The 22,433-nt window shown below is 52.2% G+C and carries 19 protein-coding genes; 16 read left to right on the top strand and 3 right to left on the bottom strand.

Going from position 1 to position 22,433, the window contains the following annotated elements:
• Positions 1–13: 13 nt before the first annotated feature.
• Both NEA10_RS18505 and infC read right to left on the bottom strand, forming a co-directional pair.
• Positions 14–3,139 (bottom strand): MFS transporter, encoded by a 3,126-nt coding sequence (locus tag NEA10_RS18505; protein ID WP_252662811.1) that lies wholly within the window; start codon positions 3,137–3,139, stop codon positions 14–16.
• A 268-nt stretch (positions 3,140–3,407) separates the two neighbouring features.
• Positions 3,408–3,947, bottom strand: a complete 540-nt coding sequence (infC, locus tag NEA10_RS18500; protein WP_252662810.1) for a translation initiation factor IF-3 — start codon at positions 3,945–3,947, stop codon at positions 3,408–3,410.
• Positions 3,948–4,178: 231 nt separating this feature from the next.
• Here infC and NEA10_RS18495 point away from each other — a divergent pair, with 231 nt between their 5' ends.
• From NEA10_RS18495 to msrA, 4 genes are all read left to right on the top strand, one after another.
• Positions 4,179–5,150 (top strand): alpha/beta fold hydrolase, encoded by a 972-nt coding sequence (locus tag NEA10_RS18495; protein WP_252662809.1) that lies wholly within the window; start codon positions 4,179–4,181, stop codon positions 5,148–5,150.
• A 219-nt stretch (positions 5,151–5,369) separates the two neighbouring features.
• The gene (locus tag NEA10_RS18490) at positions 5,370–6,533 is read left to right on the top strand and encodes an N-acetylmuramoyl-L-alanine amidase family protein (protein ID WP_252662808.1); all 1,164 of its coding nucleotides are present in this window, start codon (positions 5,370–5,372) and stop codon (positions 6,531–6,533) included.
• A 91-nt stretch (positions 6,534–6,624) separates the two neighbouring features.
• Positions 6,625–7,497, top strand: coding sequence for a glutamate racemase (gene murI / locus NEA10_RS18485; protein WP_252662807.1), 873 nt, complete (start codon positions 6,625–6,627; stop codon positions 7,495–7,497).
• Positions 7,498–7,580: 83 nt separating this feature from the next.
• Positions 7,581–8,237, top strand: a complete 657-nt coding sequence (msrA, locus tag NEA10_RS18480) for a peptide-methionine (S)-S-oxide reductase MsrA (RefSeq protein ID WP_252662806.1) — start codon at positions 7,581–7,583, stop codon at positions 8,235–8,237.
• 18 nt (positions 8,238–8,255) lie between these two features.
• Here the strand turns inward: msrA and NEA10_RS18475 are convergent, their stop codons facing one another.
• Positions 8,256–8,423 carry a hypothetical protein gene (locus tag NEA10_RS18475; protein WP_252662805.1) on the bottom strand — a complete coding sequence of 56 codons (168 nt, stop codon included), beginning with the start codon at positions 8,421–8,423 and terminating at the stop codon, positions 8,256–8,258.
• Between the two features lie 415 nt (positions 8,424–8,838).
• Here NEA10_RS18475 and NEA10_RS18470 point away from each other — a divergent pair, with 415 nt between their 5' ends.
• The 12 genes from NEA10_RS18470 (at position 8,839) to NEA10_RS18415 (ending at position 22,432) form a co-directional block, all read left to right on the top strand.
• On the top strand, positions 8,839–10,758 hold the full coding sequence (locus NEA10_RS18470) for an adenylate/guanylate cyclase domain-containing protein (protein ID WP_252662804.1): 1,920 nt from the start codon (positions 8,839–8,841) through the stop codon (positions 10,756–10,758).
• A 67-nt stretch (positions 10,759–10,825) separates the two neighbouring features.
• On the top strand, positions 10,826–11,386 hold the full coding sequence (locus NEA10_RS18465) for a 2'-5' RNA ligase family protein (protein WP_252662803.1): 561 nt from the start codon (positions 10,826–10,828) through the stop codon (positions 11,384–11,386).
• 68 nt (positions 11,387–11,454) lie between these two features.
• On the top strand, positions 11,455–12,435 hold the full coding sequence (gene hpsE, locus NEA10_RS18460; RefSeq protein ID WP_252662802.1) for a hormogonium polysaccharide biosynthesis glycosyltransferase HpsE: 981 nt from the start codon (positions 11,455–11,457) through the stop codon (positions 12,433–12,435).
• Positions 12,436–12,528: 93 nt separating this feature from the next.
• The gene (locus NEA10_RS18455; protein ID WP_252662801.1) at positions 12,529–12,828 is read left to right on the top strand and encodes a hypothetical protein; all 300 of its coding nucleotides are present in this window, start codon (positions 12,529–12,531) and stop codon (positions 12,826–12,828) included.
• Positions 12,825–13,475 carry a Shedu anti-phage system protein SduA domain-containing protein gene (locus tag NEA10_RS18450; protein WP_252662800.1) on the top strand — a complete coding sequence of 217 codons (651 nt, stop codon included), beginning with the start codon at positions 12,825–12,827 and terminating at the stop codon, positions 13,473–13,475. The genes NEA10_RS18455 and NEA10_RS18450 overlap by 4 nt, the downstream gene beginning before the upstream one ends.
• A gap of 35 nt (positions 13,476–13,510) precedes the next feature.
• The gene (cobN, locus tag NEA10_RS18445) at positions 13,511–17,218 is read left to right on the top strand and encodes a cobaltochelatase subunit CobN (protein WP_252662799.1); all 3,708 of its coding nucleotides are present in this window, start codon (positions 13,511–13,513) and stop codon (positions 17,216–17,218) included.
• Positions 17,118–17,465: a Uma2 family endonuclease gene (locus NEA10_RS18440; RefSeq protein ID WP_252662798.1), complete on the top strand. Its 348-nt coding sequence runs from the start codon at positions 17,118–17,120 to the stop codon at positions 17,463–17,465. Before cobN ends, NEA10_RS18440 begins: the two co-directional genes overlap by 101 nt.
• A gap of 126 nt (positions 17,466–17,591) precedes the next feature.
• Positions 17,592–19,157 carry a CAP domain-containing protein gene (locus tag NEA10_RS18435; protein WP_252662797.1) on the top strand — a complete coding sequence of 522 codons (1,566 nt, stop codon included), beginning with the start codon at positions 17,592–17,594 and terminating at the stop codon, positions 19,155–19,157.
• Between the two features lie 322 nt (positions 19,158–19,479).
• Positions 19,480–20,022: a hypothetical protein gene (locus NEA10_RS18430; RefSeq protein ID WP_252662796.1), complete on the top strand. Its 543-nt coding sequence runs from the start codon at positions 19,480–19,482 to the stop codon at positions 20,020–20,022.
• A gap of 191 nt (positions 20,023–20,213) precedes the next feature.
• On the top strand, positions 20,214–20,414 hold the full coding sequence (locus tag NEA10_RS18425; protein ID WP_252662795.1) for a hypothetical protein: 201 nt from the start codon (positions 20,214–20,216) through the stop codon (positions 20,412–20,414).
• Positions 20,415–20,435: 21 nt separating this feature from the next.
• Complete coding sequence (gene zds, locus NEA10_RS18420; protein WP_252662794.1) at positions 20,436–21,878, top strand: 9,9'-di-cis-zeta-carotene desaturase; 1,443 nt, start codon at positions 20,436–20,438, stop codon at positions 21,876–21,878.
• A 95-nt stretch (positions 21,879–21,973) separates the two neighbouring features.
• The gene (locus NEA10_RS18415) at positions 21,974–22,432 is read left to right on the top strand and encodes an SRPBCC family protein (RefSeq protein WP_252662793.1); all 459 of its coding nucleotides are present in this window, start codon (positions 21,974–21,976) and stop codon (positions 22,430–22,432) included.
• The last annotated feature ends 1 nt before the right edge of the window (position 22,433 follow it).

Raw genomic sequence — 22,433 nt, 5'->3', positions numbered from 1 at the left:
CGAGGGTAGAAAGTTATAGCCCTTGGGGTGATGTGGCCGAGTCTGAAGATGACGGGGCTAAGCCCAACTGCACCATCATCTCCTGGACTTGAGCTGCCACGAGAGGATCAGGGTCATGTTGCAGTTTCGGTAGCAATTCTACCAAGGCCCGGGGAGAGGCCACCTGTAAATAGGCTAAAACCGACTCTCGAACAAACCCTGTGGGATGACGTAACCCAGCCAGAGTCTGATCAGCTGCCAAACTCCAGCGGGCCAGACGGGCCACATGGAAACAGGAGGCCAGGGGCCAGTCAGAGAGGAAATAGCGTAATTCCAACAAGACTCGCAGTCGGTCTCGGGGAGGAAGGGGGCGATAGTCAATCAAGTCTGACAGACTCTGTAATTTTTCCATATCCCCTTGACGATCCAAGATATTGAGTAAGGCCCGTTTACTGGGAATATCAATGGTGTTATCGAGAATTTCCAAGCCTCGCGCCATATAGGACCGAGAGCCAGACTTAAGGTTAAAGGCGGCTGCTTGAATTGAACTGAGGGGATACAGGAACCTCATCAACAAGAACAACCGCTCAATACTGTCATTGCGAATCTCCTCTAGGCTGTTGCAGAGTAACTCTAGGGCAGAGTCCGCCGTCAGTTCCCGATGTCCATTGCCATTATGTAGTTCCTCCAAGGCATCCGCCGAGCGACTTCCCTGGAAGTCTACCAGGGCGGCATAGAGTTGTCCTAAGAACATCAATTCCTGATCAATCAGAATTTCTACCCCGCTGCGTCCGAGGCGATCGAGAACCCCCTCAATTCCTTGCTCGTCGGGCATTTTTAAGAGAATCCGCAGGATATTACGGCGACTGGTGGCCCAGGTGGTCATGAGATGGGTGACGAGGGTATTGAGGGCTTCGGGGGTACCGATCTGGCCCACGGTGTTCCAAGCGTACATCCGCACCAAATCCGGTTTATGGATATCTTCTCCGAGTTCCACCAGACGCGGGAGAATATCATTACCCAAGCGCACCAGTGAGTGCATCGCCGCATCGCGGGTCGATTTATAGGCGAGTCCCCGCAGTAGAGAGGGATAGTATTCTTCCAATTCTGTGGAGGCGATCGCCTCTAATAAGGCACAGCGCACCCGCAAAGACTCATCCTGAAGCAAATTGGGGACATAAAGGCGTAATCCCTGTAAAAACTCCGCCTCACCCAAGGCGCGAGTTCCCATCACCCGTTCTCGTTCTTGCTGGTGAGTGAGCATTCGCCGTAGGGCGTTGGTGGCCTCGGCTTTTTGTTCCCGATTCCCCTTGCGCATAATGAGTGAAGCCGCCGTCGATCGCACCACCGGATCGACTTCCGGCCGCAGATAGGGACGCAGTTGTCGCATATCAGGGGTTTCTTCAGTTAACCAGATATAGCGCAAGGCCAGGGCAAGAATTTCTGGCGGTTGGGGCCGCTCAATCAAGGCCCGCACTTGGGGCAGATGCTCCGTTTTGGGTGCGTTGAGCATCACCTCTAAACTTTGGCGTTGTAAGGGAGGAGATAAATTCAACAACAGGGGCGCCAGCACTTCCCCGACGTTTTTCGGGTCAATTTGACTGAGCAGTTCCACACAAGAGCGTTTATCCGCATCCGACTTGTGTTTTTCCAGAGTTTCCACCACAGACCGTTTCAGGGCCCGGAAATCTACATCCGAGACCCCCAAACGTCCCCGTTCCGCACTTGAGACGAGCAAGCCGACATAGCGCGATCGCATCAGCCAGATGGCCAAAATCCAAGCCAAGGCCACCAGTAGCACTAAGGAGACAAAAATGGAACTCTGTAATTCTAGCCAGCGTTCGGGTCCAACTAAGCGTCGTCCGCCCCAAATAGCCAGCCACATCACCGCCCCCGCAACCCCCGTTGAGACCGGCTTGGCAACCCCATTAACCAGAGCTTGCAAACCATTGCGCTGGCTCTCTGGCAAGGGTTGAAACAACACCGGCCCTGTCCCTTCAATTAGGGTATAGTGCAGCAACTCATCGACAAACTTAATGCCAATGACCCCAAAAAAGAGTTCAAAATCGCTGGTCAGCGATCCCGTCAGAGCTAACACGCCAATAGCCAGCACTAGAGCCGGTAGGATTCCCCCGGCATAGAAGACCCCCATGCGTTCTACAACCCGGCTAGAGGCGAACCATTGAGTAATCAACTCAAAAATTCCCAAAAAGCCGTTAAATAGCCCAAGAAAGCGGGCAATTCCGCTATCAAAGTTGGAGGTCTCATTGAGATCCAACAGTCCTAAAAAAATCGAGGCATTGTGGCTCAGTTCTCCCGCCTGGGCTTCGAGCTGTAACTCACGAAAGAAGAGTTCAATTTCACTAAAAAACTGAAATTCAATCAGAACATAGAGGGCTTCCACCAGAACGAAGAAGCTCACCAGCAACCAGACATAGGTGCGCAACGGTCCCTGGAAGCGGCGGGTGGTAAAGTCTGAGCGATCCTCTTCTTCTGTGCGCCGGGCCACATCGGGGAACGCTTGACGGTAGTTTTCCGTTAGATACAGCAGCAGCAACGCCCCCACCAGCAACATAAAACAGGCCACAAACAGCACATTGCGAACCCCAAAGTTAGCGATGACCAGGGGTAGGGAAAAGCCCCCCAGGACATCCGCTAGGAGGATACCGCTGCTGATGATGGGATAGGTTCGTTTAATTTCCCGAATATTAAAGAGCTGGTTGGCGGTGATGGAGGTATTGAGGTCATTGAGGACATAGGCCCCATCAATCCACAGCCGCATAGCAAACACCGTCAGCCCGAACAGGAGCGGCATTTCCAGACCAAAGCGAAACACAAGTGCTGGCGTAGCCATGAGGAGGGCAATCACAACGATCGCCCTCCTCATGGGTAATATCTCTTGCAACCAGGAGTAGAAGAACCCCAGCCCGGAGCCAATAGCGGCCCCGGCAATGTAGATAATTGTTAAGGACTCAGCCCCATAGCGGGCCAAAAACAGTTCGTAGGTGACGGCTTCGAGCCACAAGAGTCCGATGGAGGTGGCCGTATAGAACGCGAACATCAGCAGGGTTCGCTCCCCATCTTCCGGGCGCAGGTTGAGCCACTGCAACACCTGCTGTTTCCAGCCCCCTTGGTTGAATTGCCAGTTTTTTAGTTCCATTCAGCCTAGCTCGTCCTGATGTCAGTGAGTCGCAGTCGCCGGCCGCCCGAGGGCCATGGCAATTTGAAGTCTGGGCGAGAGGCCAGCTCAGTCCGGCCAAGGGACTCAGGCTCCTTCGAGTCCTCAGTTACCCCTCGCCAAAGGTTCGGGCGCACGACCTACTGTCCAGTGTAGCCTCTCGACCCACCTGAACCATGACGACATGAGAGCGATCGCAGATGAAGGGGGCCTCAACTGCTTGACCATTTAGAATCGAGAAGATCGCAGCTTAAGATTGTTTTTTCGGAGCGAGCATCATCATCATGCTGCGTCCTTCCCGTTTGGGCCGTTGTTGCACTTCTGCCATCTCATCGAGGTCTTTGGCCAGCCGTTCTAGGAGTTGGTAGGCCAAATCCGTATGTTGGATCTCCCGTCCCCGGAACATAACCGTGGCTTTAACCTTGTCCCCACTCTTGAGGAACCGTTGTGCCTGCTTGACGCGGACCATGTAGTCATGGTCTTCAATCTTATAGCGCATCTTCACTTCCTTCAGTTCGGAAGAGTGCTGTTTCTTCTTGGCTTCCTTGTTTTTCTTCTCCTGCTCAAACTTGTATTTGCCATAGTCCATGATCCGACAAACCGGGGGATCGGCTTTGTCGCTGACCAAGACCAAGTCCAAGTCTTTTTCTTCGGCAACGGTAATCGCATCCGCCGGTGTCATAATCCCCAACTGCTCGCCGTCCGTGGCGATGACCCGGATTTGGGGGAAACGAATCCGCTCGTTGATTTGGGGTAAGTCCCGTTGTCGTTTTCTTCCGATTGCAGGCATATGTAATGGGTTTAAGTGTGGTTAGATGTGAGTTCGTGTTGGTGTAAGGGGGAACTGAGAGATCGCTGAGGGTGTCAGCGCGATCGGGCCGACTTGATGATATTTTACTCGCAATACTTTAGATTGGGGTCAAATTTAATAGAAATTCTCAATTCACAACGGGACTCCGGGCCAGCTCAAGCCGCTGATACCCCCCAGCCGACACCTCAGTGGAACACGTAAGATAAAATTTTGGCTCTTGCCAACTACTCCAAGTCCTCTACCATTCTGACCCCTACCTTGACCTCCCCATCCTTACTTCCATCTCCTCCCCACCTGGGTGACCTTCGTCATTGGCGTTGGCGGGGCTGGAATATTCCCTATACCTATGTTCCTAGCCCTGAGCCTCAGGCAACACCACTGATTTTAATTCATGGCTTTGGCGCCTCCCTTGGCCATTGGCGACATAATCTGGTTCCCCTGAGTCAGCAGCATCCCGTCTATGCCCTGGATTTGTTAGGGTTTGGAGACAGTACTAAGGCCGCGACAGCCTACGGCGTCCCATTATGGGTTGAACAAGTCTTTGATTTTTGGCGCCTGGTGGTGCGTCGTCCGGCGGTCTGGGTGGGTCATTCCATTGGTTCCCTGGTGGTGGTGCTGACGGCAGCTCGCTATCCCGAAGCTACACAGGGCTATGTGACGATTACCCTGCCAGACCCAGCCCTGCGGCGGGCGCTGCTTCCGTCCTTCTTACGTCCCTTGGTGGGGGCGGTAGAACATCTGTTTACGTCGCCATTGTTCCTAACCCCCCTGCTGTGGCTGATTCGTCCCCCTGAGCGGTTACGGACTTGGGCCGGAATTGCCTATGAGGACTCCGAGTTTGTAGATGAAGAGTTACTCAATCTCTTCTCCAGACCCGCTTACGATCCCGGTGCAGCGGGGGCCCTGTCACGCTTAGCCCGTGCCGCCAGTGCAGTGGACTTTTGCCCGCCGATGTCCGAGGTGCTTCAAGAGGTTTCTGTCCCTGGCTTGTTACTGTGGTCGAAGGGCGATCGCATGGTTCCCCCAAAACTCGCTCGGCCGGAGCAGTTTGGCCAACATCAACCTAAGCTCAAGCTAGAGGAGTTAGACTATGGGGGGCATTGCGTCCATGATGAAGCCGCCCCGCAAATTAACGCCATCATCTTGAACTGGGTTGCATCTCAATTCCCCCAGAGGTCATGAACCATCCGGTGACAACTCCCCCCTGGTCGTAGGTTAAAGAGGAAAACCGTCGAAGTTCTGGCCCGATCGCCCTGTCAATGGCGAATTTTTTATGCTATTTTTCAACGCAGTTTGCCCAACACCACACACAATTGGTTTTGACTCGCCAACAACGGGGATCAGGGCAACTGTTGTTTGTCATGATGCCCACGTTGTGCAGTCCAGCCCGCAAGGAGAAATATGCCCAGAGTTCACTGGTGGCTATCTAGTCTCACAAGTATTTTGATGGTGGCTCAAATGGCCCCAATCGCTGAGGCGAAATCAATCGATGTCCCAAGTCCCGAGGCCAAGGCCCTTGAAGTTGACCCGACGGATTCCTGGAAATCTCTGAAGGTCACCGTGGACTCTTCAGAAGTCGAGGATGAGTCTTATCTGAGTCAATCACCGCGATCCGAGGTGGCGACCATTGAGGCGATCGATATCACCGTCGAGGGAAATCGAGTCTTAATTCGAGCCGATCGCCCTTTAGATCAGCGGTCGTATTGGGATCGAAGCACCCTGGCCTATCAGATTGAAATTCGCAACGCGCGGCTGTCTGGGAATTTTCAACGGCCCGATACGAATGACAGTGATGCGATCGCCTGGATTCGCACAGAACAAACAGATGCTAATACGGTGATGGTGCGGGTGATGCCAGCCCCTCAAGTCTCCATTGGCGAGATCAACCAGCCGAGTCCGAGCCTGCTATCCTTGGAACTCAACGGCTACCAAGCTCAAGGCAACTTACCCACTCCCCATCTGGGATCTAACCTGTCGGGCCAGGGAAATTTGGGGAATATCCCCAATAGCCAGATTGTAATTGTCTTAGATCCAGGTCATGGCGGGAGTGACCCCGGTGCCGTGGGGATTGGGGGACTGAGTGAGATTGATATCGTCAACCCCATGTCTCACCGCATTCGGGATTTACTCGAAGAACAAGGGGTACGGGTTATCATGACTCGCGAGGATAATCGAACCCTGAGTCTAGAAGCTCGAGTTGAGTTAGCCAATCGCGTTAATGGCAATTTGTTTGTGAGTTTACATGCCAATGCCATCAGCATGAGCCGCCCCGATGTCAATGGCATTGAAACCTATTATTTCCAAACTGGGGAACAGTTAGCGCGGACGCTACACCGGAGTTTGATCGAGGCGACAGGGGGGCCTGACCGAGGGGTGCGCACGGCTCGCTTCTATGTCTTACGCCACACCCGAATGCCGGCGGTGTTATTGGAGTTAGGCTTTGTGACCGGAGCCCAAGATGCTCGTCGTTTAGCAGACCCTCAATATCGCGAAGTTCTGTCCCAGGCGATCGCCCGTGGTATTTTGCAGTATGTTCGCCAGTATTGTCCCGGTCCGCAGTGTTAAGGACGTTGGGATAGCTGGGTACACCGTACCGCCGCTCCCTAGAGCGGGGGTCGGTCTCAGAACGATTTTCGGACAGTTTTTGGACAATTCTATGACCAACCATAACCAACCGATCGGAGTGTTTGATAGCGGTGTTGGCGGTTTGACCGTTCTACGGGCCATGTATCGACAACTCCCAGATGAGTCGGTGCTTTATTTTGGAGACACGGCTCGTCTGCCTTACGGGACGCGATCGCCCCAGGAAATTTTGCAGTTTGTGCGCGAAATTCTCCTTTGGATGGCTCAGTCTCGGGTCAAAATGGCGATCGTGGCCTGTAACACCAGTTCCGCCTTAGCCCTAGAAGCTGTGCGGTGTGAGTTTGACTTTCCCATTTTGGGGCTAATTTTGCCGGGAGCGCGAGGGGCAGTGGGCGTTGGACAACGCATTGGCGTCATTGCCACTCCAGCCACGGCCGCAAGTGGTGCCTATCGTCGGGCAATCTTGGAGATGAATCCCTCGGCTGAGGTTTGGGAAATGGGTTGTCCTGAATTTGTCCCCCTCATTGAAGGCAATCGGATTCACACCCAGCAAACCCGTGAGATCATCCGTGAGTATCTAGAACCACTTCTGGCTCAGAAGATGGATACGTTGGTCTATGGCTGCACCCATTACCCTCTACTTGAGCCGGTTTTACGTCAACTTCTGCCCCCAGAGGTGACATTGGTCGACCCAGCCACCTATGTCGTCCAAGCCGCCGCCCAGGAGTTGGATCTGTTGGGCTTACGAGCCACCCCCGGTCAGGGAAGCACCCAGTTTGGGGTCAGTGGCTGTCCCAACAGCTTTGCCACTCTATCTCAGCAATGGTTGGGCTTTGTTCCTCACGTGCATCACGTGGTGTTACCCCCCGTCTTGCCCATCACGGATGCGCGGCCGTCGGTGGTAGATGAGGTCTGTCCGGTTGTAGAATCAAGGGAGGCGAGCTAATCAGTCTCCACAATCTCGGTGTGGATATCACCGGAACAATCGCGATTGGCTGTTCCCTGTTCTTTATTCCTTCATGTCCTGCTATGTTCTTCGGATTTAAGAAAAAGCTCACCTTACCGAATGCCAATGAGGCACTACCGGGCCGTCAGGAGTCTATGCCGGTTCCGGAGCGACATTTTGTTCTCAAAACTCCTCTGACGCCTCCCTATCCTGAAGGGATGGAGTTAGCCTTGTTTGGTTTAGGCTGTTTTTGGGGGGCTGAACGTTGTTTTTGGCAACTTGATGGGGTATATAGTACAGCGGTGGGCTACGCAGCAGGCATCACCCCCAATCCCACGTACCAAGAGGTCTGTACTGGTCAAACTGGACATAATGAGGTGGTGCGGGTGGTCTATGATCCCACGCAAATTAGTTATGAAACTCTGCTGCGCCGCTTCTGGGAAAGTCACAACCCTACTCAGGGAATGCGTCAGGGAAATGATGTGGGTACCCAGTATCGCTCGGGGGTTTATGTCTATTCTCCCCAACAGAAGCAACTCGCTGAAGCCTCTTGTCAACGCTATCAGGTGGCACTGAAACGGGCTGGCTATGGCGAAATTACGACAGAAATCATTGAGGCTCCTGAGTTTTATTACGCAGAAGAGTATCACCAGCAATATCTGGCTAAAAATCCCAATGGCTATTGTGGCCTCGGGGGGACGAATGTGAGTTGTCCGGTGGGAGCTGAACAGACGGTTTAAGTCTGAGGCCGATTCAGTCTAGGGGCTATCCACGGTTATAAGGGCGGTTTCATCATCGGAGCGCACCTCCACGTAAAGGGAACTGTCCTGAAGATAGCCCCAGACTGTGAGGATGGCGATGGCTAAGGTTAAGGTAATGCTGATAATACACTCGAATTGACAATCGAGTAGGCGGCTGCGTTCCATAAAGCTAGGCTCCCTGCTCGTCACCAAAAACGTTTCTGGACGACCTGGTGGCGGGCATAATCGTTACAAAAGGATTGAGATTAAGTCAGAACTCTCTAGCCCTAGCATAGCCGTTTCACCTTCTTTTGGGTTCCTGAAATTTACCGAAGTTCGCCCAAAAGAAAGGAAAAAAAACAGTTTTTTGCCAGTAATTACGTAGGTGGTTGCGCGGGAATGTGGTAGCGATGGTTCCCGCCAGGTTGAACTGGGCTGGGGGAGCGACTGGGGCGATCACCTGGGTTAGTTTTTATCAGCTAGGATACAGTAGAGGAGGGCAACGATCCAGGTGCATATCCTGATACTGTTTTGGGGCGATCGCGGCCCAGTTCAATGACGGGTGTCACCGCCATAACACCCGCTCTACTTGATTTCCACTATGCCCAATTTTCACTGGACAACTTCCGGGGGTGAGTCCGCACGCCAAAATCTACCCTCTCAGCCGGAGTTAGGCTCACGGATGCCGCCCTCTAGCGAGGATAATCCGTCTCCCGTGCTTCAAACGAATGGCGAGGGGGTGATTTGCTATGGCAACCCGGCCAGTGAGCCGTTGCTTCAAGTATGGGGTTGTGGCCTGGGCGATCGCCTCAACTCTCCTTTACAAGGGGCCGTTGCTGAGGTGAGCCGGTCTGGAGAACCTCGGGAGGTGACCTGTGTTTGCGGCTCGGCCTATTATCAGTTTAAGTTAGTTCCTCTGGCCTCGGGTCGCTGGGTCAATCTCTACGGTTGGGAGATGACCGCTGATCTGGGGGTGAGCGCTAACGGTGAGGGAATGGTTCAAAATCTCTCTCGCCTTTGGGAGCAAGCTAAAGTCCGCTCCCGCAACAATAGTCAAGAGCTTCAGTTAAAGATTTGGGAATGTCTCTCGGTTCAACAACATTTGCGGGAGCAACAACGGCAACTCAATGCCATTTTTCAGGAAGCGGGGATTGGAATTGCCCTGCTCGATCGAGAGGGACGAATTTTACGTACGAACCCGGCATTACAGAGGATGTTGGAACGGCAAGAGGAGGAGTTACAAGGGATCGCCTTTTTGGAGGCGATCGCCCTGCAAGATGCGTTGGATCCTCCCTTGGCTGAGGCCAAAGCTGAGATTCAAGCCGCGATCGCCCAATGCCAGTCCCTGCCCCACAAATTAGAGGTATGTTGTCGAAATCAGAAGGGGATCAGTTTCTGGATTAGTTTAGGTTTATCGGTGATTCAGGTGGCCGGGGCTCAGCCTCCCTGCTTTATGGTACTGATTGAGGATATTAGCGAAGGTAAACTCTCTCGGGATGCACTGCAATTGACCCAGTTCGCCATTGATGCGGCGGCTGATATTGTCCTCTGGATTCTCCCCTCGGGACAGTTTGCCTATGCCAATGAAGCGGCGGCTCGGGCCTTGGGTTATGAGACTCAACAACTACTGGGGCGATCGTTTCAGGAGATTGCCCCAGATTTTGCCACGGCTAACTGGGATGAGTTTTGGCAGAGTATGCAGCAACAACGATCCTTTGCCTTTGAGACACGACTGCAACGGGGCAATGGTGAGATTTTCCCGGTAGATTTGACGGTGAATGGGATTGAGTTTAATCACCATCAGTATATTTGTGCCTTTGCTCGCGATATTACGGAACGCAAACAGACGGAAGAAGCCCTACGAATGGCTCAGGAACGCTCAGAACGACTGTTACTGAATATTTTTCCGGCTTCGGTCGCTAAGCAGTTAAAACAGCAAGCCCACGATAATGGACAGATGGGGGCGGCGATCGCCCAACGGTTTGAGGATGTCACGGTGCTGTTTGCCGATATCGTCGGCTTCACCCATCTCTGTTCCCGTTGTACCCCTTCGGATTTGGTGCATATTCTCAATGATATTTTCTCCACCTTCGATCGCCTCACTCAAGAACGGGGACTGGAAAAAATCAAAACCATTGGGGATGCCTATATGGCCGTGGGGGGACTCCCGGAACCCCAGGAAAACAATGCTGAAGCCGTCGCTGAGTTGGCCCTGGCCATGATGGATGAGGCGGCCCGCTTCTCAGTTCAGAGTGGGGAACCGATTATTTTACGAGTGGGGTTAGCCACCGGGCCGGTGGTGGCGGGGGTGATTGGCCTGAATAAGTTCAGTTACGACTTATGGGGCGATACGGTGAATTTGGCCAGTCGTATGGAGTCCCTTGGGGTTCCTGGCTGTATTCAAGTGACGCAACAGGCCTATGAACGGTTGCGTCATCGCTATGTCTTTGAAAAACGGGGCAAGCTTCAGGTGAAGGGGAAAGGAGAAACCATTGCCTATTTGCTCAAACGACGTCGCTGAAGCCGAAGTTTGCTAGGATTGCCCGGATAACTTTAAGATAAAAGAACGTTTGGGGTTTGAATCGGTTATGGTGGTCTCGCAAAAAACCTATGCCATTGAGCTATATTTCGACGAGGATGCTTCGGCTAAGGTGCGGCAGCTTTGGGAGCAGGTGGGGGCGATCGCCCCGTCGATGGCTGAGCGGGTTCACAGCCAGCCCCATTTAAGTCTGGCGGTGCTTCCCCAGGCGGATTTGCAGGTTCTGCCCAAGGTTCTTGACTCTATCGCTCAAACAGAGTCCTGCTTTGAGGTTCAGTTTTCCTCTGTCGGCTTGTTTTCCGCTGGCGGTGGAGTGGTCTTCCTGGCCCCGGTGGTGACCAGCCAGTTACTGCGGTTACATCAACGGGTTCATCAGCATCTACAGGAGATTGGGGTGGAAGCCGTGGCCTATTACCAGCCCCAAGCCTGGGTTCCCCACTGTACCCTAGCCCGAGAGTTGTCCCCTCCAGAAGTCTTACAGGCGATCGAGGTAACTCGTAACAACCAACCCTTTTTTAAAGCTAAAATCTCCGCCTTAGGCCTGGTGGAAGCCCCACCCGTTCGACAGATTTCTTATACTCCCTTCCGCTCTGAATCCAAGGTTGTGTGATAGAGTCAAGATGGGATTTTACGGGTTAATTCAGATTAGACTTTGGCTAAACTTAGGGATTTAAACTCATGGATTTTACGGTAGCGATTCGCACCTATAATGGTGAAAAACGAATCGGTAAAATTTTAGAACGCCTCAAAGCCCAAACCCAGACAGATAGTATTGAGTGGGAGGTTGTAATTGTTGATAATAATAGCTGTGATAACACGGCTGCAATTATCAAATCTCAGCAAGAGACCTGGCCCTCTCACTCCCAACTCCATTATTTTTTTGAACCGAAGCAGGGAGCTTCCTATGCCCGGGCCCGTTGTATCCAAGAAGCCCAGAGTGAGTTAATTGGCTTTCTCGATGATGACAACTACCCAGCAGAGGATTGGGTGTTTGAAGCGTATCAATTTGCTCAAGCTTATCCTCAAGCGGGAGCCTATAGCGGGCAGATTCACGGGGACTACGAGGTTGAACCTCCTGCAAATTTTAACCGAATTGCTAGCTTTATTCCGATTATGGAGCGAGGAAATAAACCGCTCTGTTATACTTCATATAAATATGCCCGAAAGAAAGTCTATCCCCCGGGTGCAGGATTAGTGATTCGTAAACAGCCTTGGCTCGATAGTGTTCCGAAGAAATTGGTATTACAAGGACCGGTAGGAACGTCCTTGAATGCCAAAGGAGAGGACATTGAAGCCCTGTCCTATTTGGCGATGGCAGGTTGGGAAATTTGGTATAATCCTAAGATGCACATCTATCATCAGATTCCCGCCCGTCGCTTTGAACGAGAGTATCTCATCGAGTTTTTTAAAGGCATAGGTCTGAGTCGTCACCGAACCCGAATGTTGAATTATAAATCTTGGCAAAAACCCTGGTTTACGGTAGCTTATTTTGTTAATGATTGCCGGAAACTGGTCCGTCATGCCTGGCAGTATCGGGATGTGTTAGAGGAGGATGCGGTGGCGGCGGCTGAGTTGCAATTTTTTAAAAGTTGCTTGGTTAGTCCCTTATTTATTTGGAAAATGCTCTATTTAAGTCGGGATAAACCGTCAAAACCCTAACTCTAACTCAAAGTTAGCCTTGTTTAAGTCGATGCGGGGAAAACTGGATTCAGAAAAATATGCTATCATGAGGTTGTTGGCGTATCCTATGGCATGACAATGATTACCTTGAGCAGCCAAGCCGAGATTGCCTTGCAATCGCTCCTTCCGAGCGATCGAGAACGAGTTGACCGCTTTCTAAATCAACTCGATAATTTTCCTGAATACATTAACGTAGCCAATAACAACGTTAAGCTCTTGAAAAGCGAGGATTTAGAAACCCTTTATATGGCTCGTGTATCGCCAAATTTTCGCATTGTTTTACGCCGGGCTGATGAAGGTGTTGAAGTTATAGATATTTTTCAAAAAGGACGATTTGAGAACTTACAAAAAGCTTATAAACTAACATTGTGAAATCCTTTGAAAATCTTAGCTTCAATCCTATCTTGTGTCGTCGAGAACTCAATGAACTCAAAAGTCATCTTGACCGCAACTCAGAACTGAAGGAAAGACGGAATGTCCTGCCATTTTTTCGGGAACGCAAGCATTTATCGGCGTTTATTGGATCATACTTTCCATACATAAATAGTTTTGATAAAATTGCTTATGAATACGACATTTTTGGTGACTTTAAAGCAGATTTAGTTGTAGGTGACTCTAACTCTGGCTGGTATGGATTTATAGAATTTGAAAGTGCAAAGAGAAATAGTATTTTTAGAAGCAAAACCTCTAAAGCAACCCCTGACTGGTCTACCGATTTTGAACATGGGTTTAGCCAGGTGTTAGATTGGTTCTGGAAGTTATCATCCCAAGAAGACAAACGAGAGTTTAGCTATCATTTTGGACCAGATTTTGCCGGGTATGAAGGAATGCTCATCATTGGACGCTCTCAAGACCTGCAACCACGAGAACAGGATCGTCTTCGATGGCGACGAGATAGATTAATGGTGAACTCAAAACGTATCTACTCTGTCACATTTGATGAACTTTATTCTACATTGGATACGAGGCTAAAACTTATCGAGAGTTATCATGTCGTCAATCCAGATGAGTCACTTTAACCAACATACACTCGCTAAATAACCTAAGTTTCATTATGCACCGGATTGCTGCAACACCTGGCGGTTGGACTCCTGATAGCGATGGGGTGATTTACATCCAACAAACCCCCGCCCCCATCGTCTTTATTACCGCCGCCGATACCGACATTCAAACCCTCTCTGCGGCCAGCCAACAGCTTCCCCCTGAGTTTCCTGAGATGCGGGTGGTGAACTTGCTACAATTGCAACAGCAATTGACCCTGGATACCTATGCTGAAGAAGTCTTGTCTCAGGCGAAACTGATTCTCCTGCGGCTGCTGGGAGGACGGGCCTATTGGAGTTATGGCTTGGAGGTGTTGCGGGAAACGGTGGAAATGACTGGGGGACATCTGATTGTTATGCCCGGTGATGATGGGATTGACCCCGATTTATGTAGTCATTCTACAGTGCCGCTGACGATTGTGAATCGACTATGGCAGTATTTCAATGAAGGGGGGGTTGCCAACTTTTGTAATGGTCTCAAATATGCCCAGGACAAATGTTTAGATGGAGACAATTATCCCCCAGACCCCCAATCTATTCCTCGGGTGAAACTTTATCCTGTGGCGGAGGTTCAGGGGGCGATCGCCCGCGTGGGGATTCTCTTTTATCGCGCTCATTATTTAGCCTCAAATACCAAACCTATTGATGCTCTTTGTCAAGGGTTGATTCAACAAAATTTACAACCGGTTCCCCTCTATATTTCCTCCTTACGAGATCGGTCAGTTCAAGACCAGGTGATTGAGGTGTTTTCTCAGGTTGACCTGATTCTCAATACCACGGGATTTTCCCTGGCCAAACTCGATCGCGACCAGCCCAATCTTGACCTCTGGCAAACTCTCAACCGCCCCGTCTTTCAGGTCATTCTCAGCGGTGGTGGACAGGCCCAATGGCAAAATGAACTGAGGGGCTTATTGCCGCGAGATGTGGCCATGAACGTGGCTTTACCGGAAGTGGATGGACGGATTATTACCCGGGCCGTGTCTTTCAAGCAGATGTCCGAAACAGATGATCGCCTGGAAACCGAAGTCGTCCGCTATGAACCGGTGGGCGATCGCATTGACTTCGTGGTCCAACTGGCTAACCATTGGGCCAGCCTCATCAAAACCCCGGTTCACCAGCAACGAATCGCCCTAATTCTGCCCAACTATCCCAACAAAGATGCCCGACTGGCGAATGGCGTTGGCTTAGACACCCCCGCCAGTACCGTAGAAATCCTCAAACGCCTGAAAGCGGTGGGGTATTGCGTTGGGGAGGCCCCCCAAACCTCCGAGGACCTGATGACCCTTCTCACCTCCGGCGTCACCAATGACCCGGAAGGGTTGCAGATGCGCCCGGTCTATCAAACCCTCTCCCTGCAAGACTATCAGCGGGCTTTTGAACAACTCCCAACCCCGGTACGTGAGGGCATCGAACGCCGCTGGGGGCCGCCCTCTGGGGACTTTGCGATCGCCGGTATCCAACGGGGCAATCTCTTCATCGGCATTCAACCGGCCCGAGGCTATGATCGCGACCCCAGCCTAAACTACCACGCCCCCGACCTGGAACCGACCCACGACTATCTCGCCTTTTACATCTGGCTACGACAACAATTCCAGGTTCAAGCGGTCGTCCATGTGGGTAAACATGGCAACCTCGAATGGCTACCAGGCAAAAGTGTCGCCCTCTCCAACACCTGTTACCCAGAAGCCGTCTTTGGTCCCCTGCCCCATTTCTATCCTTTTATTGTCAACGACCCCGGCGAAGGGTCCCAAGCCAAACGTCGCAGTCAAGCGGTCATTTTAGACCATCTCACGCCCCCCATGACGCGGGCAGAACTTTATGGAGCCTTAGACTGTTTAGAGGGCTTAATTGATGAATACTACGAAGCCGAAAGTTTGAACCCAACCCGTCTCAAAGACCTCTCTCGCCGCATTGAAACCCTGATTCAAGAGGAAAACCTCCAGCGAGATTTAGGACTGAGTAACGACTTAGATACAACCGTCTTAATGACCCAATTGGATGGCTATCTCTGTGAACTGAAAGAAGCCCAAATCCGCGATGGCTTACATATTTTTGGAGTTTGTCCAGAGGGAGACCCATTGCGGGATTTAATTGTCTCCATTGCTCGCTGTCCGGGGCGGGGACGAGTGGGCTTAACCCAAGCCCTGGCGCAATCCTGGGGCTTGGATATTGACCCCCTCACCACTCCACCCACAGACCCCTTAGACGGGCAATTCCGCAATGTGGGAGATGCGGTGGCGGCGTTGGAAGACGAGGCGGCGCGACTGGTGGAGGGATTGATTGCGGGAAACCCCAGTTCAGTGGCCGCCCCCGTTCAGGAGTGCTTGCAGTGGATTGAAACTGTTTTATTGCCGGCCTTGCGGGGGTGCGATCGCGAACTGATTAACCTAGTCCGAGGTCTACGGGGTGAGTATATCCCCTCCGGGGCCTCCGGCGCACCCACTCGCGGCCGTCCCGAAGTTCTCCCCACCGGGCGTAACTTCTATTCCGTGGATATCCGCGCCATCCCCAGTGAAAGCGCCTGGGATGTAGGACGCAAGGCGGCGGAGGTCTTGATTGACCGCTATACCCAGGAAAATGGCGAATATCCTAAAACGCTGGGTTTATCGGTTTGGGGAACCTCGACCATGCGCACCGGGGGCGATGATATTGCCCAGGCCCTAGCGTTATTGGGGGTACAGCCGATTTGGGATGGATTGGGGCGGCGTGTGGTAGATTTTGAGATTTTGCCCCTGTCGGTGTTGCAACGGCCCAGGGTGGATGTGACGCTGCGGATTTCTGGCTTTTTCCGGGATGCGTTCCCCAATTTAATTGATTTGTTTGATGCGGCGGTGATGGCGGTGTCTCAGTTACCCGAGTCGCCTGAGGAGAATCCATTGGCGGCCCAGGTGAAGCAGGAGGTGGCGTTTTGGCAGAGTCAGGGATTGGCGGAGGAGACGGCCAGGGCGCGATCGCGTTATCGGGTGTTTGGGTCTAAACCGGGGGCCTATGGGGCGGGTTTGCAGGGCTTAATTGAGTCGCAAAATTGGTCGAGTGAGGCGGATTTGGCTCAAGCTTATATTAACTGGAGTAGTTACGCTTATGGGGGGGAGGGGGCGACATCGGAACCGGAGGCCTTTGCAGCGCGATTGCAACAGATGCAAATCGTGTTGCAGAATCAGGATAATCGGGAACATGATTTGTTGGATTCTGATGATTACTATCAGTTTCAGGGAGGCTTAACGGCGGCGGTGCGTCAGGTGAGAGGAACCTCGCCGGAGGTCTATTTTGGCGATAATTCTCGGGTGGAAAATCCCAAGGTGCGATCGCTGCGGGAGGAAATTGCCCGCGTCTATCGTTCCCGGGTGGTGAATCCGAAATGGATTCAGGGAATGATGCGTCATGGCTATAAGGGGGCGTTTGAGATGGCGGCGACGGTAGATTTCCTCTTTGGCTATGACGTGACGACGGGGACGGTGGAGGAATTTATGTATGAGGGAGTGGCCCAAGCTTATGTGTTCGATGAGGCGGTTCAGGGGTTTGTGAAACAGAAGAATCCTTGGGCGTTACGGGATATGGCAGAACGACTCCTAGAGGCCCATCAACGGGGACGTTGGCCCTCGGCGACGGGGGAGATGTTAGATGGGTTGCGAGAGATTTCTCTGGAGGCGGAGGAGAAGATTGAGGCCACGTTATCGAGTCAGGAGATTAGCCCAAGATCCGCCCCCGGATTTAGTGGTTGAGGTGGATATTACTCATACTGATATTGCCAAAAATCAGTTTTATGCGGGTTTAGGAGTGCCGGAGTTTTGGCGCTTTGATGGACAGATTTGGCGTATTTATCGGCTTGAATCGGGGGTGTATGTGGAGGGCGATCGCAGTCCTATGTTCCCTCAAGTTCCCAAGGATTGGCTGTATGAGTTCTTGGGGATGGCCCGAGAGGATGAGATTGGGGCCATGGGATGGCTGCGAGACCGTTTCTCAGTCTAGGTGGGGTTCACGAGGGGGAAGCCAGGACTGTTTGTGAATTTTTGTGACAATTTGGGTCGAGTTACGTAAAACTCGCTGTTTTTGGCCGATAGACCAATAGAACCTTTCAGTCAAGGAGTTTCAACGATGGTTCTGAACATCGTGACCGATGGTGGGTTTGACTTCGGGATTGCGACTGAGGGCAATGATGTGGTCATCATGGCTCAGTTACCAGCGGATCAATTAAACCAGTTGCGCAGTTCACCCTTTACGGATGCGATCGCCCTCTTGGGAGGGAATGATTATTTCGAGAATGACGACACGGGACGAATTGTCTTCGGTAATACCGGAAATGACACGATTTTCGGGGGTGCAGGTAATGACACCATTGCCGGGGGTCGTGATGATGACTATATTGACGGTCGAGGCGGTAATAACATCCTATTCGGCAATATCGGCAATGATACGGTCATTGGCGGCTCAGGGAACGATACGATGTTTGGTGGACAAGGGAATGATGTCCTGATTGGCGGCCCAGGAAATGATGTCTTGTCGGGCGATCGCGGTTTCGATACTCTAACCGGGGGTGGAGGAGCCAACCAGTTCTTCCTGCAAGCCTCCAGTGCTAATCGCGATGTAATTACCGACTTCCAACCTGGGGTTGATAAACTCCGTCTTCCTGATGGAGTGTCTAACCTACAACTCAGACGATCTGGAAACAATACTGAAATTGTACGGAATGGTGAAGCGATCGCCACCCTCAATGGTGTTGATCCCTCGTCCCTAACCCGTAATGACTTTATCGGACAAATTGGAGACATCAGTAATCTCGCCTCTGACGGTCCCAATCCAAATTTTGAGCGGCAAGTTCTCGAACTTGTGAACCGGGAACGAGCGAAAGAAGGCTTGCAACCCTTAGTTTGGGAGCCTTTACTCGCTCAAGCCGCGCGAACTCATAGTACCAATATGGCTCTGCAAGACTTTCGCGGTCATACAGGAGCCGATGGGTCACGGTTTACCGATCGCATTCGGGCAACTGGCTTTTCAATTACAGGGGCCTCGGCAGAAAATATTCATACCGGTCCAACAACACCCCAGGCTGCTGTAGCCGGATGGATGAATAGTCCTCCGCATCGGGACAGTATTCTCAATCCCGAATTTACACAACTTGGGGTTGGTCACTATTTCTTGGAAAACGATACTGGAAACGAGAACTGGAACCATTACTGGACTAAAAAATTCCATGCGGGCCAACGGTCTATCCAACCGCCAGACGAGTTTCGCGCTCAGCCCCCAGTTGAGGAGCTACCACCCTTACCTCCGCCACCTAATCAGCCAGGAACTCCACCCCTGCCAGATCCCCCCCAACAAGGAGAGCTGGAGCGTCCAATTGTTGAACCTCCAGGAGACCCTATGCCTCCAGGCCCACCGGGACCAGGTGTCATTCCAGCTCCACCACCACCTACACCCACTCCACCACAGCCCCCAGGTTCCCAACAACCGACCATGCCAACACCGGGGGCCACTCCAGCTCCACCACCACCTACACCCACTCCACCACAGCCCCCAGGTTCCCAACAGCCGACCATGCCAACACCGGGGGCCACTCCCGGCTCACCCCCTGGGACTCCGCCCACACTGGGTGGCTCTGTGAACCCGGTTGCACCTGTTCCTGGAGCGGCTCCTCCTGGAATGACTCCTCCAGTTCCCTAAACCACTTCGATATCAAGTTATGGGCGGCTCAGCTGTCGATAAACCGTACACCGAGCATTTCAAGCTCCCACGATTCACATAGGAAACTGTTGTCCATTTCCTATGTGAACCTTTCCCTAACCCCCCATCATTCCCCTACTCAGACGACGCAAAGACTCGGGTATTTGACCGGGTGTCTTTTGACCTCTGCCATCCCAAACTAGGATAATTTCTGGGCGATCGCTCGCCGGCAATGGCGGCTAACCCAGTCCTGACTCAAGCCATGACGCAAGCTCGGTGAAGTGATCCACCTATGTAGTCATCTATTGTGCAGGTGAATCCGGTGTCCCTCCAGCAATTTCCTATCAAAGCGTCCGTCCTAATCCTGAGTCTGCAAAGCTTGGCACTCATTCTAGGCTGCACTTCAGTCCTCACTACTGAACTTGAGGAACAGCAGCAGAATACAAAATTGACTCAGAGTGAGTCTCATACTCATGCTCATGCCAACCCTGGCCATGGTGATCCTGAACATGACCATCATCATAGCCATGATGCTTTAGAAATTCCTGATGGACAGCCGGTTCCAACGATTGCTCTGATCGCTCATCCTGACCCAATGCGAGGCTGGAACCTAGAAATTCAGACCACTAACTTTCGCTTTACTCCGGAGGACGTGAATCAGGAGAACCAGCCGAATACTGGACATGGCCATCTATATATTAATGGAGAAAGGGGGGCTCGGGTTTATGGACCTTGGCTGCACTTGCCTCACCTTCCTCCGGGTAGCCATGAAATTACCGTTAGCTTGAACGCCAATAATCATCAAGGTTGGACCCACAACGGACAGCCGATTGAGGCAACGGTTGTCGTTAATGTCCCGGAGTGAGTCAGGGGACGGCAGGTCTCAACGGAGGCGATCGCGGCGAGACCGTTACTAGACAGGAATATCAAAGACCGTGGGATAGAATTTGGTAGACAAGTCAATCTTGAGAACCTACCCACATTTCCCCAAGTTCCCAAAGATTGGCTGTATGAGTTCTTGAGGATGGCCCGAGAGGATGAGATTCAGGCCATGGGATGGTTGCGAAACCGTTTCTCGGTCTAGGTGGGGGTCGCTTGGGGGAAGCTAAGTTTGACGGAGAGATTTGGCATATTGCCCGGCTTGACTCTCGGATGTCGGTGGAGGGCGATCGCTTTATCTTGGAGTTATCCCAGGGAGATGAATTTTTGGCTCCTACTCGCTCCCGCAAAAGATTACAATACATTAAGCAAACCTAAATAGATGTAGGACAACGCAATATGCGAGTTGCGATCGCCGGTGCCGGACTTGCCGGACTCACCACAGCCGTCAACCTAGCCGATGCCGGCCATGAAGTGGAAATCTTTGAATCCCGTCCCTTCGTCGGCGGTAAGGTAGGCAGTTGGGTGGATGCCGACGGCAACCATATCGAAATGGGGCTGCATGTCTTCTTCGGCTGCTACTACAATCTCTTTGCCCTCATGGAAAAGGTGGGCGCCTTAGAGGCCCTACGCCTGAAAGAGCATACCCACACCTTTATTAATGAAGGGGGACGAGTGGGAGAACTGGACTTTCGTTTCTTCACCGGCGCACCCTTCAACGGCCTCAAAGCCTTCTTTACCACCTCGCAACTCTCCCTACAAGACAAGTTGCAAAACTCCCTGGCCCTGGGAACCAGTCCCATCGTGCGCGGCCTAGTGGATTTCGAGGGGGCCATGAAAACCATTCGCGACCTCGATCGCATCAGCTTCGCCGACTGGTTTCGCTCCCACGGGGGCAACAACGGCAGCCTCAAGCGGATGTGGGACCCCATCGCCTACGCCCTCGGCTTCATCGATACCGAGAACATCTCCGCCCGTTGCATGTTGACCATCTTCCAATTCTTTGCCGCCCGCACAGAAGCCTCCGTCTTGCGGATGTTGGAAGGGTCCCCTCATACCTATCTCCATCAACCCATCCTCGACTATCTCCAGGAACGGGGAACGAAAATTCATACCCGCCGCCGGGTGCGTCAGATTAAATTTAGTGACCATGGCGGCCACACCGAAGTTGATGCCATTGTCGTGGCCCAGGGAGAAACGGAGGAAATCATCGAAGCCGATGCCTATGTTTTCGCCTGTGACGTGCCGGGAATCCAAAAAATCCTGCCCCCGGAATGGCGTCAATGGCCCGAGTTCGACAATATCTATAAGCTTGATACCGTTCCCGTGGCGACGGTACAACTGCGGTTTGACGGTTGGGTGACGGAACTGCAAGATGCCCAGAAACGGCAACAACTGCAAGAGGCGGCGGGATTGGATAATCTCCTCTATACCCCCGACGCGGATTTCTCCTGTTTTGCCGATTTAGCCCTCACCAGTCCTGGGGACTATTACAAACCCGGAGAGGGGTCCTTGATGCAGTTAGTTCTGACTCCCGGAGACCCCTTTATCAAACAAAGCAACGAACAGATTGCCCATCATGTCTTGGAACAGGTGCGATCGCTCTTCCCCTCAGCCCGGGACTTGAACATGACCTGGTATAGTGTCGTCAAACTAGCTCAATCCCTCTATCGAGAAGCCCCTGGGATGGATGTCTATCGTCCCAGTCAACGCACCCCCATTAATAATGTCTTCCTAGCGGGCAGTTACACCCAGCAGGATTATATCGATAGTATGGAGGGAGCAACACTCTCGGGAAATCAGGCCGCCCAAGCCATTTTAGAAGAGTTTGCCCGCCGTTAATCCCTGGGGGGTTATCCTGGCCGGCCAGGTAGAAGTCCCTGTCCCCCTGGGCCGTCCTCAAGTTCCCCCAACTCATTAGTTATCAGATAGCCCCAATGACAGATTGGTTAGAACATAGCGTACAAGTGGAAGTTCCGGTTCCCATTGAGGAGGCCTGGCAGTTATGGTCAGATTTAGAACAAATGCCCCAATGGATGAAATGGATTGAATCCGTCTCAATTTTGGACCATGACCCAGATTTATCCCGCTGGAAACTGGCATCCGGGGCCTTTGAGTTTACCTGGCTTTCGCGGATTGTGCGGCTGATTCCCCAACAGATTATTCAATGGGAGTCAGTCGATGGCTTACCGAATCGGGGGGCCGTGCGCTTTTATGATCGCCATGGTTCCAGTGTGGTGCGTCTGACGGTGGCCTATGGGATTCCGGGTATTCTAGGGAAGATTATGGATAACCTGTTTGTCGGGCGGGTGGTGGAATCAACGATTCAGGCAGATATGGATCGCTTTCGTGACTATGCCATCCGTCACCAGCCGTCACAACCCCAGGATGCTTAAT

Origin of the sequence: Phormidium yuhuli AB48, from assembly GCF_023983615.1 — a bacterium.
Classification (GTDB): domain Bacteria; phylum Cyanobacteriota; class Cyanobacteriia; order Cyanobacteriales; family Geitlerinemataceae; genus Sodalinema; species Sodalinema yuhuli.
Note: the sequence above shows the minus strand (reverse complement) of the source record. Positions and strands in the feature narration are given on the sequence as shown.

Excerpts from the sequence above, each read along its gene's own strand:
- NEA10_RS18455 (WP_252662801.1), top strand. The coding sequence starts at position 12,529 with ATGACAATGATTACCTTGAGCAGCCAAGCCGAGATTGCCTTGCAATCG.
- NEA10_RS18465 (WP_252662803.1), top strand. The coding sequence starts at position 10,826 with ATGGTGGTCTCGCAAAAAACCTATGCCATTGAGCTATATTTCGACGAG.
- NEA10_RS18415 (WP_252662793.1), top strand. The coding sequence starts at position 21,974 with ATGACAGATTGGTTAGAACATAGCGTACAAGTGGAAGTTCCGGTTCCC.
- msrA (WP_252662806.1), top strand. The coding sequence starts at position 7,581 with ATGTTCTTCGGATTTAAGAAAAAGCTCACCTTACCGAATGCCAATGAG.
- NEA10_RS18435 (WP_252662797.1), top strand. The coding sequence starts at position 17,592 with ATGGTTCTGAACATCGTGACCGATGGTGGGTTTGACTTCGGGATTGCG.
- NEA10_RS18475 (WP_252662805.1), bottom strand. The coding sequence starts at position 8,423 with ATGGAACGCAGCCGCCTACTCGATTGTCAATTCGAGTGTATTATCAGC.
- murI (WP_252662807.1), top strand. The coding sequence starts at position 6,625 with ATGACCAACCATAACCAACCGATCGGAGTGTTTGATAGCGGTGTTGGC.
- infC (WP_252662810.1), bottom strand. The coding sequence starts at position 3,947 with ATGCCTGCAATCGGAAGAAAACGACAACGGGACTTACCCCAAATCAAC.
- zds (WP_252662794.1), top strand. The coding sequence starts at position 20,436 with ATGCGAGTTGCGATCGCCGGTGCCGGACTTGCCGGACTCACCACAGCC.
- NEA10_RS18470 (WP_252662804.1), top strand. The coding sequence starts at position 8,839 with ATGCCCAATTTTCACTGGACAACTTCCGGGGGTGAGTCCGCACGCCAA.
- NEA10_RS18490 (WP_252662808.1), top strand. The coding sequence starts at position 5,370 with ATGCCCAGAGTTCACTGGTGGCTATCTAGTCTCACAAGTATTTTGATG.
- hpsE (WP_252662802.1), top strand. The coding sequence starts at position 11,455 with ATGGATTTTACGGTAGCGATTCGCACCTATAATGGTGAAAAACGAATC.
- cobN (WP_252662799.1), top strand. The coding sequence starts at position 13,511 with ATGCACCGGATTGCTGCAACACCTGGCGGTTGGACTCCTGATAGCGAT.
- NEA10_RS18505 (WP_252662811.1), bottom strand. The coding sequence starts at position 3,139 with ATGGAACTAAAAAACTGGCAATTCAACCAAGGGGGCTGGAAACAGCAG.
- NEA10_RS18425 (WP_252662795.1), top strand. The coding sequence starts at position 20,214 with ATGGTTGCGAAACCGTTTCTCGGTCTAGGTGGGGGTCGCTTGGGGGAA.
- NEA10_RS18440 (WP_252662798.1), top strand. The coding sequence starts at position 17,118 with ATGGGTTGCGAGAGATTTCTCTGGAGGCGGAGGAGAAGATTGAGGCCA.